Source organism: Thiomicrorhabdus immobilis, assembly GCF_021654855.1.
Lineage (GTDB): Bacteria > Pseudomonadota > Gammaproteobacteria > Thiomicrospirales > Thiomicrospiraceae > Thiomicrorhabdus > Thiomicrorhabdus immobilis.
The window spans coordinates 1,473,585-1,489,799 of sequence record NZ_AP024202.1; the positions used below are offsets into that span (position 1 = coordinate 1,473,585).

The following is a 16,215-nucleotide window of genomic DNA, read 5'->3' on the forward strand; positions in this document are numbered from 1 at the left end:
TGTTTAGAGGGTATTCTGTTTTCTGTTTGAATACCCTAATGAAAAAGCCGTTAGACCATTTTATGAGGACTAACAACTTGTAACATCACGCGTGTACTGGGTAGGTTTTTTCGCTATCAATACCATATTTTTCAATGGCTTGCTGAACGACGTCTGCCTTGATTGTACCCGCGTCGGCTAAAGCTTTTAGCGCTTCAACCACAACATATTCGCTGTTTACTTCAAAGAATTTACGTAGCTGTTCACGTGTATCCGAACGACCGAATCCGTCCGTACCTAATACATAGTATTCACCTGGAACGTATTGACGAATACGCTCTGGGTAATCACGGATGTAGTCAGTCGCAACAATAAACGGCCCTTCGGCACCTTGAAGTTTTTCAGTTACAAAAGGTACTTTTGGTGTTTCAGTTGGGTGCATGGTATTCCAACGTGTGGTTTCAATACCATCGCGACGTAGCAAGTTGAAACTTGGTACACCCCAAATGTCAGCCGCCACATCCCAGTCGTTTTCAAGCATTTCAGCGGCCTTGATCACTTCACGGAAGATGGTTCCTGATCCCATTAACTGAACACGGTTTTTGTGTTTCGCTTCAGAATCTTTAAGCTTGTACAGACCTTTCAGAATATCGTCTTCTGAACCTTCTGGCATGGCCGGGTGAGTATAGTTTTCGTTCATCGCAGTGATGTAATAGAAAACGTCCTCTTTTTCATTAAACATACGTTTAATACCGTCACGAATAATCACCGCCATTTCAAAGGCAAACGTTGGATCGTAGGTCATACAGTTAGGCACGTGGTCATACTGAATCAAGTTATGACCATCCTGGTGTTGAAGACCTTCACCTTCTAAAGTTGTACGGCCTGCCGTACCACCAATCAAGAAACCACGTGCACGCGAATCACCCGCAGCCCAAGCCAAATCACCAATTCGCTGGAAACCGAACATCGAGTAGTAGATGTAGAAAGGAATCATGCTTACACCATAGTTGGCATACGCCGTAGAAGCCGCAATCCAGTTTGCCATCGCGCCCGCTTCGTTGATACCCTCTTCAAATACCTGACCGTTTGAAGACTCTTTGTACCACATCAACTGGTCGTTATCCATCGGCTCATAAAGCTGACCGGCTGGATCATAGATACCCACTTGACGGAATAGACCTTCCATACCGAAAGTACGCGCCTCATCCGGAATGATTGGCACAACACGCGGCCCGATTGTCTTATCACGCAACAGGATAGACACTAAACGCACAAACGCCATAGTGGTCGACATTTCACGGTCGCCGGTACCATCGGTCAACATTTTGAAGGTTTCTAAATCAGGAACCGGTAACGGCTCTGCGTTATCTTGGCGTGCTGGTAAAGAACCACCTAAGGCTTCACGACGCTCTCTCATGTACTTCATTACGTCAGAATCTTCATCTGGCACGTAGAACGGTACTTGCTTCTCTAAATCATCATCTGAGAACGGAATCGCAAAACGGTCACGGAAGTACTTATAGCCTTCGTAATCCAGTTTTTTCTGTTGGTGGGCGGTGTTAGCCGATTCACCGTAAGGCCCCATTCCGTAACCTTTAACCGTTTTAGCCAGGATAACACTTGGCTGACCTTTGGTTTCTTCGGCACGTTTATAGGCGTTGTAAATCTTACGAGGCGAGTGTCCACCACGAGAAAGTTTAAAAATTTGGTCATCGGTCATATCTGCAACCAATGCAGCGGTTTCAGGGTATTTACCAAAGAAGTGTTCACGTACGAAAGCACCATCTTTGGCTTTGTAAGCCTGGTACTCACCATCAACCACTTCACCCATACGCTCAATCAGCTTACCGGTAGTGTCTTTTTGTAATAGACGATCCCAACCTGAACCCCAAATGACTTTAGTAACTGCCCAACCAGCACCACGGAACACACCTTCAAGCTCTTGAATGATGCTGTCATTACCACGAACCGGACCATCTAAACGCTGTAAGTTACAGTTGATCACAAACACCAAGTTATCCAATTTTTCGCGTTTGGCCAACTGTAGAGCACCACGTGATTCTGGCTCATCCATCTCACCATCACCTAGGAACGCCCAAACCTTACGGCCGGCAGTCTTGGCTAACCCTCGAGCTTCCATGTACTTCATGAAACGTGCTTGGTAGATGGCCATTAAAGGCCCTAGACCCATAGATACCGTTGGGAACTGCCAGTAGTCACTCATCAACCAAGGATGAGGGTAAGAAGAAAGACCGTTACCACCGACTTCTTGACGGTAGTTTCTTAACTGCTCTTCCGTTAAACGGCCTTCCATAAATGAACGGGCATACATTCCAGGAGCCGTGTGCCCCTGGAAGAAAATCATATCAGCGCCTAATTCGTGCTTAGGACCTTTGAAGAAGTGGTTCATCCCTACTTCATATAAAGTACAGCTTGATGCATAAGAGGCTATGTGGCCACCTACACTGGTGTTTTTGTTTGCACCCGAAACGATTGCCATTGCGTTCCAACGCAACATGGCACGAATCTTCTGCTCTAAATAGGTATTACCAGGGTAGTGAGCCTGCTCTTCTTCAGCAATGGTATTGCAGTAAGGAGTATTGGCTGCATAAGGAATATCAATTCCGTGAACACGCGCTTTTTCAATTAAAGTCGCAATAATGTGCTGTGCTTTATCAGACCCTTCATAAGAGACAATGGCTTCTAATGCATCTAGCCATTCTTGGGTTCCTTGTGGATCTTGGTCGACGAAATTTTCGCTCATATTGTGATTTCCTCATGGGTTGGATCAATTTTCTTTAGGTGCTGGGTAAGCCTAAAGGGTTCGGTACAAGTAGGTCTTACCTGTACCGCCAACATTTGTTTACTCTGGGTTCCAGCTACTTAGTATTTCCAAAGCATTCTCTTTTTATGCGTTACGCATGAACGAGCGCAATTTAGACTCAAAAAGAGACAATAAAATTCTGTGAATAATAACATTTTTTGATTAAAAATACATTCTAACCAGGCCTGGTTAAAGCTTTGCAAGGCAAAATCAAAGATAAGCCATTGAAAGCTAATCATTTATGGCCATTCGTATTTTTATCCAAAACCTCAAAAAAGCCATTTCAACAGCTGGTTCAAGCAATCTGAACATCCTAAAAGACATCTAAATCCAAATCGTAAGCCGATGTATTTCAGACATAAAAAAACCCATGTTTTAAATGGGTTTTCAAAGCTTTAATCTCTTTTGATAAGAAGTCCGTCATGTATTGACGATTAACAGCAAAACTACCAACAAACCAAGCTTAGGCTCGGTTCAACCAAAAGGTATTAATAGATTCTTCCAGTTCGGTCAATGCTTGGTGATAAACCGCTTGTTTAAAACTCACCACCTCTTGAACCGGACGCCAATAGTCAACCCAATCCCAATCTTCAAATTCAGGCGTTTCATGCTGATTGAGATTAATGCTCGATGCATCACTCTCCAATCCCAGCATAAACCAGATCTGTTTTTGACCGACACAAATCGGCTGGCTATAGTGGCGGATAAGGTGTTTCGGCAAATCGTAACTGATCCAATCTTGCGTACGCCCTAATACCCGGACATCGGAGGGCTCTAACCCCACCTCTTCTTTTAACTCTCTAAAAACGGCTTGCTGTGGTGTTTCATTATCGCGAATACCGCCCTGGGGAAACTGCCAAGCATCTTGTTGAATGCGCTTTCCCCAAAACAACTTACCCTCTTTATTGACGATAATGATACCGACATTCGGCCGATATCCATCTGAATCTATCATGTGAACCTTGTACTAAATTTTTTGATTAGCCTAATAGTGCCTAAAATTTGTGGTTTTTTCAATCTATAAAGAAGGCTTTATTAATATTTAATTACAAATTGTGAATTTCAATTCTCGTTTTAAGCGCTTCTTTCTTGTTTGCGAACCCGGTTTGGATTAGGATTACCCGCTTAAGCGAAACCACAGATTATTCATAAAAACAGAATTGAGATTAAAAGATTATGGCACTAGCAATTTTTGATTTAGACAACACCCTGATTGGCGGTGATAGCGATTTCCTTTGGGGGGAATTTCTAGTGCAAAACGGCTATGTGAATGCCGAACACTTCTCTGAACAAAACGCCCAATTTTATGAGGATTACAAACGCGGCAATCTCGATATCATGGCCTATCAACGTTTTGCTTTGAAGCCGCTCAGCAAACAGAGCATGCAAACCCTGGCGGTTTGGCACAACCAATTCATGCAAACCTTTATCGAACCGATTGTTTTACCTAAAGCGCTAGCCTTGGTTGAGGAACACAAGGCCAAAGGCGACCGAGTCATGATTATCACCGCCACCAATACTTTTGTGACCCGCCCGATTGGCATGCGTTACGGAATTACTGAACTATTGGGTACTGAAGGTGAAATCAAAAACAATCGTTATACCGGTGAAGTGGCGGGAATCCCGACTTTTCAATCTGGCAAAGTGACCCGTCTGAATGAATGGTTACAGCAAGAACACGAAACCCTCGAAGGCAGTTATTTCTATTCAGATTCTTTTAACGATTTGCCGCTGCTTGAAATAGTAGACAATCCGGTCGTAGTAGATGGCGATGACAAACTGCTCGCCATCGCCAAAGAGAAAAACTGGCCAAGTATTTCATTACGTTGATTCTTTAGTAATTTAAAACAACCAGGCCTTTATACCTTTTTCAGACAGTAGCAAGATTTAAAAATCAGCCTGTAATTTTCTTAACTTCTGAAAAAGCAAAAAGCCGTTTATATCTCAATGGATATAAACGGCTTTTTATTGGAAAATCCGAAGCTTTTGAATTATAAATCCATCTCTTCTTTGATTTGCTCAACCCAGTCATCCACACGACTTGCAGTCATTTCTGGTTGTTGATCTTCGTCAATACCTAGACCGACAAAGAACTCTTCATCTTCGGTCACCGCTTTTGACTCATCGAACTCAAAACCATCGGTTGAAGTATAACCCGCTGGGGTTGCGCCGTTCTCAATAGCGATGTCGTGCATCAGACCCATCGCATCTAAAAAGTATTCAGAGTAATCGGCTTGGTCACCCAAACCAAAACAAGCTACAGTCTTACCGGTAAAGTCGATACCTTTGAAGTCATCCCAAAAGTCATCCCAGCTACTTTGAAGCTCACCGTAATACCAAGTCGGCTGGCCTAAAATAATCTTGTCGTATTTTGCAAAATCATCTGCACTGGCAGAAGCGATATCATAAACATCGACGATATCCGCGCCGATTTTGTCTTTTATCATATCTGCCACACGTTCTGTATTACCTGTATCCGTTCCGTAGAATAGGCCAACTTTGCTCATTTTATTACCCTTTTGAAAACCTAAATAATTTTAGTAGAATTTGTTTTTAGTAACTATTACATAACTTGTTTACTTTTTGAACACGTCAAATCAAGTTTTGAGTGCTTAAATGTCAAAATAGCATTTACTTGTGCTTAATAATAATTACTTATGACTTGTGTTTTGAATAATAGCACAGTTTAATAATTTGAGAATTTACTTATTTTTATACCGAAACATGAAAAAAACTAATCCAATCGACTGTTTTAAATGCAAACACTTCTTTGTCACTTGGGATACAAACGCTCCCCGTGGCTGCAGGGCATTCGGATTCAAAACCCGACGCATGCCAAGCGACATCGTATTTGAAACCTCGGGTGACGAGTGTCTGAAATTTACCCCTAAAGACACGCCTAAAACAGAAACCAAAAAAACAGGTTGGATTGCCTAACATTTCGCCCGGTCAACTTCATAACGCACCCAATTAGTGCACTGTTTAAGTGCATCATCTAGCAACACCGTTCTAGAACTAAAAATCGCATACAATTTCATTCTCCACTACCATTGAAAAGCATTTGAATTTTAAGGCATATTTCTTAATAAGAAACAGTTGGAATACTGTTTGCTTTAAAGGCTTCATTAAAATCATTTTATGGAAAAAGTAACTCGGATATGTCTACACAAAATAAGTTAAAAGAATATAACGCATTCATTCAATACCTTCCTGAAGTAAAAGCGTATATTGCCGAATTGGAGCATCAAGACTTATGGTGGTCGACAGTTGGAATGGTTGGCAAAATCAACAATGAAAACATTGATAGCCAATTACTTGAATCTATAGTGGAAACCCAAAAGGAGTTTCAAAACCTACGTGACATCATGATTGAAGAACTGATTGGTCGCTACTTGAACCAAGCCAATAGCGAAATCATGCTCAAAGCGCAAACAACCATCGATATTTTAATCCGCAACCTGTTTGAACGAACGGCGGATGTAGGATTTTTAGCCACTGACGATGATATCGTCGAGTATATGGCGAATACGGACTCCTCCCCTTCAGACGCAGCATTTATTGACCAGCGCATTCAAGAGTATGTGGCTAAGTACAGCGTTTATAACGATATTTTATTAGTCACCCCTACTGGCGACATTAAAGCTAAATTAAACAAGTCAAACCCGGTTGAACACAGTTTAGACCCGCTCATCAACCACACCCTAAAGACAAACGATGATTATGTGGAGATATATCGATATTCAGACCTTTTTCCAAACCAACCTGTAAGCCTCATTTATGCCAAGAAAATCACCCAGGTAAGTGAATCTGGTGGCACGAAAGACGTTGGTGTCTTATGTTTAAGTTTTAGTTTTGAGGATGAAATGCAAGGCATATTCAACACCTTAAACATCAATAGTGAGCATGGACTGATGCTTTTGAATCAGAACGCCGAAATCATTGCCTCAAATAGCCCTAAAAAACACCCCGTAGGTCAAAGAATCCGTGCGTTGAGCGATACCACAAAACCTGAAAAAAACGGTAACAACCTACGTTTTTCCATAAAGACGACCGGCTATCAAGAGTTCTACGGATTACCTTGGCAAGGATATGTGGATATCGATGTCAACCAGGCCTTCGCAAAACGCACCACCAATGATTTAGGGGTCAAGATTCCCAAAGAATCGCCTTTGTATCTACATGCGTTAGAAGAGGTCAATATCAAGGTAAGCACGCTATTATTAACCGTGATTCTTAACGGTAAAATAATGTCGCTTAAGCGCAAGGTACAATCCTTCTTACCCATTTTGGACCGTTTCCAAATCATCAGCTTGGAGATTCAAGAGATCTTCTCTCGCTTTATCCACCACATTCACCAGGTTTTGGTGGATACCATCCAATCAAAGGTTGCCTTTAGCGCCACCCTAGCGGTTGAAATCATGGATAGAAACCTTTACGAACGAGCCAACGACTGTCGATGGTGGGCATTGAACAGCAGCTTTAGAAAAATACTGTCTGACAAACATAATAACGGCTCTATCAGCCATACTCAAAGCCAAAAACTGACGGATATACTTGAATACATCAACAGCCTATATACGGTGTACACCAATATTATCTTATACGATGCCAATGGCGAGATTCTCGCTGTTTCCAACAAAGCCGAAAGCGATTTGGTCGGTACGCTATTGCCGCGCAGAAACGATACCACCCGCTGCTTATCGTTACATGACACCCAAAGCTATATTGTGTCAGACTTTCATAAAACCGAACTTTACGGTAATGACTATAGCTATATTTATCATGCGGTGGTTAAAGACTGGGAAAACATGGAGAAAAACGTCGGCGGTATCGCTCTGGTATTTGACTCCACCCCAGAGTTCAAGGCCATGTTAGATGATACCGAACCTAAATACTTGAACGACTCAATCAACAAAACCACTTTCAGCGCTTTTGTTGACCGCGATGGACAGGTCATCTCCAGCACGAGCCAGGAATTTGCCATCAATGACATTATCGACATTCCCAAAGAGGTGTTACTTGCCCCGAACGGTCAAAATGACTGCTTTGCTTGGAAATGGAACAACACCACCTACTTGGTAGGCTACAAGGTCAGTAGCGGTTATCGGGAGTACAAAAATGGCGATGGTTATACCAACGATGTGATCGCCTTAGTTTTCACCGGCATCTAAACATTGTTGGGTTAACCGTTTTTGAAACCACCGCTTGGATAGATTGAATTTGCCTACGCCTCGGTTTCTGTCAAACGATTCAAAGAACTCCATAAAAAATAGTCTCCTGGATCGGTTTTTCTGCCGGGAGCGATATCACTGTGACCGACCACTTTCCGATCTTTTAAAGATGGATAAGCCTGCCAAAGCGCTTTTATGAGACCGGCCAAGGCATGGTATTGGGAAGCGGTGTAACAAGTTGAATCGGTTCCTTCAAGCTCAATCCCGATTGAAAAATCATTGCAACGCTCACGGCCTTCATACTCAGAAAGCCCGGCATGCCATGCTCGCTTATGGAATGGAACATACTGAATGATTTGTCCATCGCGTCTAATCAAGGCATGAGCAGAAACGGTCAAATGCTGAATCGTTTGATAATAAGGGTGTTCTTTTGGATTCAGCGTATTGGTAAACAATTGGGTTATCCCCTCGCCTCCAAACTGGTTTGGCGGTAAGCTAATACCATGAACAACCACCAGGCCTGGTAACTCATCATTTGGACGCAAGTCTTGATTGGGACTTTCAATAAATTGTCCGCCCTCAATTAAGCCTGTTTGATTATCCACCCTTAATTTGAGGGTCTGGAATGAGTTAAGCGAGTTGTTTTGCATTTTTATACCGTTTTATGAAGCGATTGAACTGATTTCATAGTGAATTTGGGGATTGGTTTCGTACTGAAAAACTATTTGGGTATAATACCCTCCATTAATCAAATTACGCAATTTAATGCGTAACTTCACCCTAAATAGACCAAAACCATTATGAATGATATCAACTACTTTGAAAACATTGAAACGACTGTAGCCAACGCCCTTGACGAAGACATAAAAACCGGGGACTTAACAGCCGGTTTGATTCCTGAAAACATACAAGCCACCGCCAATATTTATTGTCGTGAAAAAGCGGTAATATGTGGACGACCTTGGTTTGATGAGGTTTTAAGGCAAGTGGATGAAAATGCTCACGTAGAATGGTTATGCGAAGAAGGCGAAACCGTTGAAAAAGATCAGCTTATTTGCATCATCACCGGTTCGGCACGCAATATTTTAACCGCAGAACGCACCGCCTTGAATTTCTTACAAACCCTTTCTGGCACAGCGACAACCACCTCAGAATATGTGAAGCCGTTGCAAGGTAGCAAAACCAAGCTGCTTGATACCCGTAAAACTTTGCCTGGCTTAAGATTGGCGCAAAAATATGCGGTAGCCTGTGGTGGCGGTCAAAACCACCGTATCGGATTGTATGATGCTATCCTTCTTAAAGAAAACCACATCATGTCTGCTGGCGGAATTGCTGAAGCGATTGGCATAGCCAAGTTTCAACATCCAGGAAAAACCGTAGAAGTGGAAACCGAAAACCTGGAAGAAGTACAAGAAGCGTTAATGGGTGGCGCGGATATCATCATGCTGGATAACTTCACCTTAGAGATGATGTACGAGGCGGTCGATATCGTCAATGGTAAAGCGAAGTTAGAGGTTTCAGGTAATGTCGAAATCGGCGATTTGGAAAATTTGGCGAAAACCCAGGTAGACTTTATCTCTACAGGCGCAATCACCAAACACTTGCGCTCGATAGATTTATCGATGCGTTTTAAAATGAAAAAAGCCTAAAACCTTATTTGAAACAGTTAGACAGAGTTCAACCTTTTAATTTTCCATGAGATACCCATTGTGACCGAACACATATTACTGCATGTTGTTTTACTGCTAACCATTGCCGTCATCACGGTATCTCTGTCTAGAAGATTGCACTTCCCGCCCATTCTTGGCTATATCATTGTCGGTATAATCGTTGGTCCGAACGGTTTCGGCTGGATTCAAAAAGAAGAAAACATCGAACTGCTAGCTGAGTTTGGCATTGTTTTTCTGTTATTCGCAATTGGTTTAGAGTTCTCTTTTTCGCAAATGTATGCCATGCGCAAACAGGTATTCGGTCTGGGCACGGCTCAGGTTTTCACCACCGCCGGGGTAATCTACCTAATCGGCACTTTAGCAGGCCTGGATACCAATACAACAATCGTCATTGCCGGTGCTTTTGCTCTATCCTCAACGGCGATAGTCATCAAGCAGCTCACCGAGCAATCTGAAATCCAATCAAGACATGGGCGCTCGGCAGTCGGCATCTTGATCTTTCAAGACATCATGGCCATCCCTTTATTGATTTTGATTCCGACTTTGGCGTTAAGTGGCGGTGATGATGGCGTACTGACCTGGGCGTTGACCATGGCCTTTTTAAAGGGTGTTTTAGTCGTCGTGATTATGCACCTGATTGGTAAGTACCTTTTAAGACCTCTTTTTCATGAAGTCGCATCCGCTAAATCACAAGAACTCTTCACCCTGACCGTCTTAACGGTAGCGTTGAGTGCCGCCGCATTTACAGAAGGAATGGGACTATCCATGACCTTAGGTGCTTTCTTAGCGGGTATGATGTTGAGTGAAACCGAATACCGCCACCAAATCGAATCGGATATTCGCCCTTTCCAAGACATTCTGTTAGGACTGTTTTTTGTAACGGTTGGTATGCTCATCTCGATTGAGATTCTAGCCAGTCACTTCTGGATGGTCATCGCGGTCACCCTAGCCATTTTCATTATCAAAGGTGCCATACTCTATTTAGTCTCCAGACTATTCAAGAAAGAAGGCGGGGTTTCTCTACGCATCGCCCTCTCGCTCTCCCAAGTAGGGGAATTCGGGCTGGTGTTGATGACCCTGGCCTTCACCTACAAATTGCTACCCGAAGAGATTGGCAATATCCTACTGACAGCAGCGGTGTTAAGCATGTCGATTGCGCCGTTCTTAGTGAAATTCAACGGCAAAATCGCCAAAAGACTGCACAAGTCCTCTTACACAATGAGTCATCACGAAATCGAAAACACCATCGCAGAAGACAACAAGCACATTCAAGATCACGTCATTCTCTGTGGTTTTGGGCGTGTAGGTCAGACCGTGAGTCGTTTTTTACACAACTCAAACAATCGTTTTATCGCTTTGGATATGGATATCAAACGTGTTCACGAAGCTCGTGCTGCAGGGGAAAGTGTATATTATGGAGACGCCTCTAAAGAAAACATTTTAAATGCGGCCTCCTTAAGTAAAGCCAAATCGGTGATCATCACCTTCAGTGACTTCCATGCCTCAATGAAAATTCTGAAAACGGTTCGTAGACTTGATCCCAACATCCCTATTTTGGTGAGAACGTTGGATGATCAGCATGTTAACGAGCTCACTGAAGCGGGTGCCAATGAAGTGGTACCGGATACCTTCGAATCCAGCATCATGCTGGCATCGCATCTGTTATTGATGATTGGCGAACCACCTAGCCAAGTATTAAAACAGACCCGAAACATCCGTAAGAACCGCTACAAGACCTTGGAGAACTTCTATCCAGGGGAAGATGATAACCCGTTAGAACAACACCAGGTTATGAAAGGGATCATTCATACGGTATTGATTGAAGGCTCGATGTTTTCGGTTGGCAAAACCTTGAAGGAATTGAAGCTTACCGACTTTAATGTCCACGTGGAGGCGATAAAACGCGGGCATATTCGTGGCGAAAGGCCATCCGTAGAGACCGCTTTAAGACTAGACGATCATTTGGTATTGAGCGGTTTACCAGAAGATATTGAACGCGCGGATAAGTTTCTTAAAACGGGCAGGCAAAATTAAAAAAGCACCTTAAAAGTCTAGGTGCTTCTCTAAAAACGTTTATGGTAGTGAAATAGCCATGAATCGAACCATCAAGTGCCTATTTACAAGGCTTCTAGCAATACTTTTGACAAAGCCCTTTCAATACCAGGTCGGTTAAACTCACCATACCGACGATTTTTCGGTTCTCCATCACAGGGGCACGAGATAAACCCAGACGTTTAAAAAGTCGAGCACAATAACGAATATCCATTTCCGGGTCGACACTCACCACGGGCTTGGTCATGATTTCATAGACATTCACCCGCTCTGGTGAACGGTCTTTCCCCAGTACTTCGGTGGCAATATCATTCAACAAGACAATGCCATATTCATCATTTTCATCACGACGCTGCACGATAATCGATTTATTCTGTTTATGCTCCATCGTCCTTAAAACATCCGAAACAGTCATCATGCCGTCAACCACGTCAACATCCACCTTCATGACGTCCTTGACTTTAATTACCTCTGAACTCATATCTCATCCTCTACTAATTCAGTCAACTTTTGCACCTGATGGCCAAGCCCTACAGCATCTTCAACATCGACTTGAATGGCGATACCCGTGCCAGGCGAATCATCAAACTCACCCACTTCGGCAATCCGTTCCAAAATCTTTCGGCTAAGATGTTCTTCGACCAAAAACAGCGCAACTTCACGTTGAGTTTCCAAACTCAAACCAAAAAAAGTAACCGGTGAATCCAAACCTTCACCACGAGCATTACTAATCACCGTTGCCCCTGTTGCCCCGGCATCTCTGGCACCAGCCATAACCGCTTCTATTTTTGAGTCTTCCACAAACGCGATAATCAGTTTAAATTTCATCTCTCTTCCTCCGAGTGATTGAAAGCCTATAAGGGATATTCCGTTTAAAAATAAGTCATTCTTTGGACTGGCTGCCAGCCAAAAGTTGTTGCTGTGTTCGTTGCTGTTTTATTGCCCGATATTCGGCTATTTGCGCATAAGCCATGACCGACATGATTGGGAACAAGCTCGCAAACGCAATCAGACCAAAACCATCAATCAGAGCACTTCTTCCCGGCACTGTTTCAGCCAATCCCAGGCCAAGCGCAGCAACCAACGGTACCGTTACGGTCGAGGTGGTCACCCCGCCAGAGTCATAGGCTAAGGGCACTATCATGCGCGGTGCATAAAAAGTTTGGATTACCACCACAATATACCCTGCAATAATAAACCAATGTATAGGGTAACCGGTAACAATTCTAAAGGTACCCAATGAAATCCCTAGCGCCACACCTAAAGCGACCGCAATACGTAACCCCCAAGTACCGATGGCACCCCCGGAAACCTCTTGAGCTTTAAGGGCAACGGCTAACAATGAAGGCTCGGCGATGGTGGTACTAAAACCTATAGCAAAGGCGAAAATATACACCCAATAATAATCTTGCCAACTGAACACAAAACCTTCTACCAGGGTTTTACCAAAAATGAACTCCGGATTGGTGAGCTGCTCAGCCATTAATCGTCCAATTGGAAACAGGGTTTGCTCCAAGCCTTGTAAAAAGAAGGCTAGGCCAACCAACACAAATACAAACCCGGTCGCCACTTTCTTCAGATTAGGAATCTTTTGCTTTAACACCAACACCTGAAAACCGAGCAAGATGCCTAGAATCGGCAGAACATCAAAAACGGTATCAAACAGAATGCTGATAAAACGCGCTACATAGAGTAATAAGGTTTCCAATCAGTTCACCATACCTAAATAGCCATTCCATAGGCCATAACAAAAATCATCGGTGTCAAGGAAGCAAAGGCAATCAGACCAAAGCCGTCTATCATCGGGTTACGCCCTTTGATGGAGGATGCCAACCCAACCCCTAATGCCGTCACTAAGGGCACGGTGATTGTTGAGGTCGTCACTCCACCTGAGTCGTAAGCGATACCGATAATCTCTTCTGGAGCGAAGCTGGTCATAATCACGACCAGGATATAACCACCGATAATAAACCAATGGATTGGCCAGCCTTTTAAAATCCTCAAAACGCCTAAGACTATCGCAAAGCCGACCGATAACGCCACGGTTAGGCGTAAACCATCCGCATAACCTTGTTTGGCGGCGGTAGCATTGGCTATGACCCCACCGGTTGCAGCTACTTTAGCGGCTTCATCAGCCACCGCTATCAGAGCGGGTTCTGCCACTGTCGTACCAAACCCCAATGCAAAAGCAAACAACAGCAACCATAAGACCGAGCCCTTTTTTGCGAAGGCATAAGCCATGGTTTCGCCAATGGGGAAAAGCCCCATTTCCAGACCGTAGACAAAAAAGGTCAACCCCAACACCACAAAAAAGGTACCGAACAATAGGTCAAGCATATTGGGTAAAGGTTGTTGCAGTACAAGCAACTGAAAGAAAGCGATAACGACAATAATCGGTAATAGATCTCGTAGCGATGAGACCATAGAGTGAAAGAGTGCAATCAAGGATTTTTGCATTTGCTCAAAAGCTACCGAAGTTGGGAAGAATGAATTTAATTAGAGTTGAATTTAACTAAAAACCATACAAAAAGTATATAGAAAACCCTTCATCGCTTTGATGAGAAAGCTTGTAAATTGAATAAAACTTAACTGAAAACAACTTCAGTTCTCAATCCAGATCATCGAGGCCATACGCCCTGTTTTACCGTCTCTTCGATAAGAGAAAAACTCCGTTTGATTTTCAAAGGAACACAGCTGGCTAGCGTAGATTTGCGACACGCCTAAATTTTGCATTTCGAATCTTACCAGGCCTGGTAAGTCTGCCAAGTATTTGGCTTTTTGCTGCGGCTCAGCATGGAAAAAACGTTTATTTTCAATATTTTGATTGACAAAGGCATCATAAACATCTTGCCCTACTTCAAACTGTCTGACCGAAATGGCCGGGCCAATCCACGCCATCAACTCACTAGACTGCACGGGCATGGCTTGAATGGTCTTGCTCACTATCTTATCCGCCAACCCTTTCCAACCCGCATGAATGGCGGCGACACAACTACCCTGTTTATCGGTTAACAAAATCGGCAAGCAATCTGCGGTCATGACCACTGAAACTACGTTTACGGATTGAGTCCAGCTGGCATCGGCAATGGGCGGCTCGTCAAAAACGGTGGTTGAGGAGAGCGGCAAAGCGATATCGGTATGCTGTTGATTGAGCCAAATTGGCTCACTCGGAAGATTAGCTTGCCGTTTGATTATGGCGCGGTTCTGCAACACATGCTGAAGATCGTCTTCAACATGGGTCGCCATATTCAGAGAATCGAATGGCGGCTGGCTGACACCGCCTTGTCTTGTAGTGCATAAAGCTTGGATATTATCGGGTTTTGGCCAATTTGGGGTGATAAACAAAACAGAAACCTTTCATGTTCAAGCGTGTTTTTTAACAATGCTTTGTAACAAGCTTGTTAGATGCATTGTTAAGCGTCATTAATCCGGGATGTCTTCATCGGTTACCCACTCCACTTCAACCCCATAATCGTAATCAAAGTCATCGTAACCTAATTGAGCATTTTCATACTCTTCCATATCTTCACGCAACACATCGACCAGCTCGAACAGGTCATCTGGCATCGGTGCCTTCCATTTCATGGTTTTACCGGTCACAGGATGGGTTAAGCTTAGAGCACCCGCATGCAGGGCTTGGCGATGGAAACCACGCAAGAAATGCACAAACTCCTCATTCATGCGTTTTGGGATTCTAAAACGTGAACCGTAAACGGGATCACCGACCAACGGAAACCCTAAATAGGCCATATGCACACGAATCTGATGGGTACGTCCGGTTTCCAGTTTAACGCGGATACGGGTATGCTCTCGGAAGTGTTCCAATACACGATAGTGTGATATCGCTTCTTTACCCCCCATCGCACGCACAGCCATCTTTTTTCTGTCCGCAGGACTGCGACCGATTGGTTTATCGATTGTTCCGCCGCGAGCCATCTTACCGACAACCACCGCGTCATAAATACGCTCCACCGCATGACGCTGCAACTGCTCCACCAAGCTGGTTTGCGCAGGAACGGTTTTGGCAACCACCATCAAACCTGAAGTATCTTTATCCAGACGATGCACAATCCCCGCTCTAGGGACTTCTCGCAGAGCAGGATTATAGAACAATAAGGCATTCATCAAAGTTCCGTCTGGATTTCCTGCACCTGGATGAACCACCAGGCCTGGTGGTTTATTAATCACCATAATCGCATCGTCTTCGTAAACGATTTCCAGATCGATGTCTTGCGCCGGAATTTCCGTGGCATTTTCAAGTTCCACCAATAGCTCAACCTTTTCTCCACCCAATACCGATTGGCGCGGCTTTTTCCAAACCTCGCCATCGACCTTTAAATTACCGTCTTTAATCCATTGCTGGATACGGTTACGAGAATAGTCTGAAAATAACGGGCAGATAGCAACATCCAGGCGTTCACCTAAAGCGTCATGCGGGATGGTTGCGGTAAGAATTTGTTGACTCAAAAGATAACCTTTTTTAACTAAGTGGCTTTACGAATTTAATCCATAAACA

At 43.7% G+C, this 16,215-nt stretch carries 15 protein-coding genes; 5 read left to right on the forward strand and 10 right to left on the reverse strand.

Annotated features, from left to right (window positions below):
• Positions 1-85: 85 nt before the first annotated feature.
• The gene (gene aceE / locus L6421_RS06680) at positions 86-2,746 is read right to left on the reverse strand and encodes a pyruvate dehydrogenase (acetyl-transferring), homodimeric type (protein WP_237260730.1); all 2,661 of its coding nucleotides are present in this window, start codon (positions 2,744-2,746) and stop codon (positions 86-88) included.
• Positions 2,747-3,269: 523 nt separating this feature from the next.
• Entirely contained in the window at positions 3,270-3,761 is a 492-nt protein-coding gene (locus L6421_RS06685; RefSeq protein WP_237260732.1) for an RNA pyrophosphohydrolase, read from the reverse strand.
• A gap of 221 nt (positions 3,762-3,982) precedes the next feature.
• Between L6421_RS06685 and L6421_RS06690 the strand changes: the two genes are divergently transcribed.
• Positions 3,983-4,636 carry a histidinol-phosphatase gene (locus L6421_RS06690; protein WP_237260733.1) on the forward strand — a complete coding sequence of 218 codons (654 nt, stop codon included), beginning with the start codon at positions 3,983-3,985 and terminating at the stop codon, positions 4,634-4,636.
• Between the two features lie 161 nt (positions 4,637-4,797).
• On the opposite strand, the gene L6421_RS06695 is transcribed toward L6421_RS06690, so the two are convergent.
• Positions 4,798-5,313: a flavodoxin gene (locus L6421_RS06695; protein WP_237260735.1), complete on the reverse strand. Its 516-nt coding sequence runs from the start codon at positions 5,311-5,313 to the stop codon at positions 4,798-4,800.
• Between the two features lie 217 nt (positions 5,314-5,530).
• Between L6421_RS06695 and L6421_RS06700 the strand changes: the two genes are divergently transcribed.
• Both L6421_RS06700 and L6421_RS06705 read left to right on the forward strand, forming a co-directional pair.
• Complete coding sequence (locus L6421_RS06700; protein ID WP_237260736.1) at positions 5,531-5,743, forward strand: uracil-DNA glycosylase; 213 nt, start codon at positions 5,531-5,533, stop codon at positions 5,741-5,743.
• Between the two features lie 221 nt (positions 5,744-5,964).
• A complete protein-coding gene (locus tag L6421_RS06705) occupies positions 5,965-7,977 on the forward strand; it encodes a cache domain-containing protein (RefSeq protein WP_237260737.1) in 2,013 nt (670 codons plus the stop codon).
• Positions 7,978-8,030: 53 nt separating this feature from the next.
• Here L6421_RS06705 and ampD read toward each other — a convergent pair whose 3' ends face one another.
• Entirely contained in the window at positions 8,031-8,627 is a 597-nt protein-coding gene (gene ampD, locus L6421_RS06710; protein WP_237260738.1) for a 1,6-anhydro-N-acetylmuramyl-L-alanine amidase AmpD, read from the reverse strand.
• A 150-nt stretch (positions 8,628-8,777) separates the two neighbouring features.
• On the opposite strand from ampD, the gene nadC reads away from it, so the two are divergent.
• Complete coding sequence (nadC, locus tag L6421_RS06715) at positions 8,778-9,626, forward strand: carboxylating nicotinate-nucleotide diphosphorylase (RefSeq protein WP_237260739.1); 849 nt, start codon at positions 8,778-8,780, stop codon at positions 9,624-9,626.
• A gap of 60 nt (positions 9,627-9,686) precedes the next feature.
• A complete protein-coding gene (locus tag L6421_RS06720; RefSeq protein ID WP_237260740.1) occupies positions 9,687-11,681 on the forward strand; it encodes a cation:proton antiporter in 1,995 nt (664 codons plus the stop codon).
• Positions 11,682-11,775: 94 nt separating this feature from the next.
• Here L6421_RS06720 and L6421_RS06725 read toward each other — a convergent pair whose 3' ends face one another.
• The 6 genes from L6421_RS06725 to rluD form a co-directional block, all read right to left on the reverse strand.
• Positions 11,776-12,180 carry a CBS domain-containing protein gene (locus L6421_RS06725; RefSeq protein ID WP_237260742.1) on the reverse strand — a complete coding sequence of 135 codons (405 nt, stop codon included), beginning with the start codon at positions 12,178-12,180 and terminating at the stop codon, positions 11,776-11,778.
• Positions 12,177-12,527 carry a P-II family nitrogen regulator gene (locus L6421_RS06730; protein WP_237260744.1) on the reverse strand — a complete coding sequence of 117 codons (351 nt, stop codon included), beginning with the start codon at positions 12,525-12,527 and terminating at the stop codon, positions 12,177-12,179. Before L6421_RS06730 ends, L6421_RS06725 begins: the two co-directional genes overlap by 4 nt.
• Before the next feature lie 55 nt (positions 12,528-12,582).
• Complete coding sequence (locus tag L6421_RS06735; RefSeq protein ID WP_237260747.1) at positions 12,583-13,407, reverse strand: DUF1538 domain-containing protein; 825 nt, start codon at positions 13,405-13,407, stop codon at positions 12,583-12,585.
• A gap of 14 nt (positions 13,408-13,421) precedes the next feature.
• On the reverse strand, positions 13,422-14,156 hold the full coding sequence (locus L6421_RS06740; protein ID WP_237260749.1) for a DUF1538 domain-containing protein: 735 nt from the start codon (positions 14,154-14,156) through the stop codon (positions 13,422-13,424).
• A 144-nt stretch (positions 14,157-14,300) separates the two neighbouring features.
• Positions 14,301-15,044, reverse strand: coding sequence for a peptidoglycan editing factor PgeF (gene pgeF, locus L6421_RS06745; RefSeq protein WP_237260751.1), 744 nt, complete (start codon positions 15,042-15,044; stop codon positions 14,301-14,303).
• A gap of 78 nt (positions 15,045-15,122) precedes the next feature.
• Complete coding sequence (gene rluD, locus L6421_RS06750) at positions 15,123-16,166, reverse strand: 23S rRNA pseudouridine(1911/1915/1917) synthase RluD (protein ID WP_237260753.1); 1,044 nt, start codon at positions 16,164-16,166, stop codon at positions 15,123-15,125.
• Between the last annotated feature and the right edge of the window lie 49 nt (positions 16,167-16,215).

Coding starts and splice junctions, on each gene's coding strand:
- L6421_RS06705 (WP_237260737.1), top strand. CDS start 5,965: ATGTCTACACAAAATAAGTTAAAAGAATATAACGCATTCATTCAATAC.
- L6421_RS06730 (WP_237260744.1), bottom strand. CDS start 12,527: ATGAAATTTAAACTGATTATCGCGTTTGTGGAAGACTCAAAAATAGAA.
- ampD (WP_237260738.1), bottom strand. CDS start 8,627: ATGCAAAACAACTCGCTTAACTCATTCCAGACCCTCAAATTAAGGGTG.
- nadC (WP_237260739.1), top strand. CDS start 8,778: ATGAATGATATCAACTACTTTGAAAACATTGAAACGACTGTAGCCAAC.
- L6421_RS06685 (WP_237260732.1), bottom strand. CDS start 3,761: ATGATAGATTCAGATGGATATCGGCCGAATGTCGGTATCATTATCGTC.
- L6421_RS06695 (WP_237260735.1), bottom strand. CDS start 5,313: ATGAGCAAAGTTGGCCTATTCTACGGAACGGATACAGGTAATACAGAA.
- L6421_RS06700 (WP_237260736.1), top strand. CDS start 5,531: ATGAAAAAAACTAATCCAATCGACTGTTTTAAATGCAAACACTTCTTT.
- L6421_RS06725 (WP_237260742.1), bottom strand. CDS start 12,180: ATGAGTTCAGAGGTAATTAAAGTCAAGGACGTCATGAAGGTGGATGTT.
- L6421_RS06690 (WP_237260733.1), top strand. CDS start 3,983: ATGGCACTAGCAATTTTTGATTTAGACAACACCCTGATTGGCGGTGAT.
- L6421_RS06740 (WP_237260749.1), bottom strand. CDS start 14,156: ATGCAAAAATCCTTGATTGCACTCTTTCACTCTATGGTCTCATCGCTA.
- aceE (WP_237260730.1), bottom strand. CDS start 2,746: ATGAGCGAAAATTTCGTCGACCAAGATCCACAAGGAACCCAAGAATGG.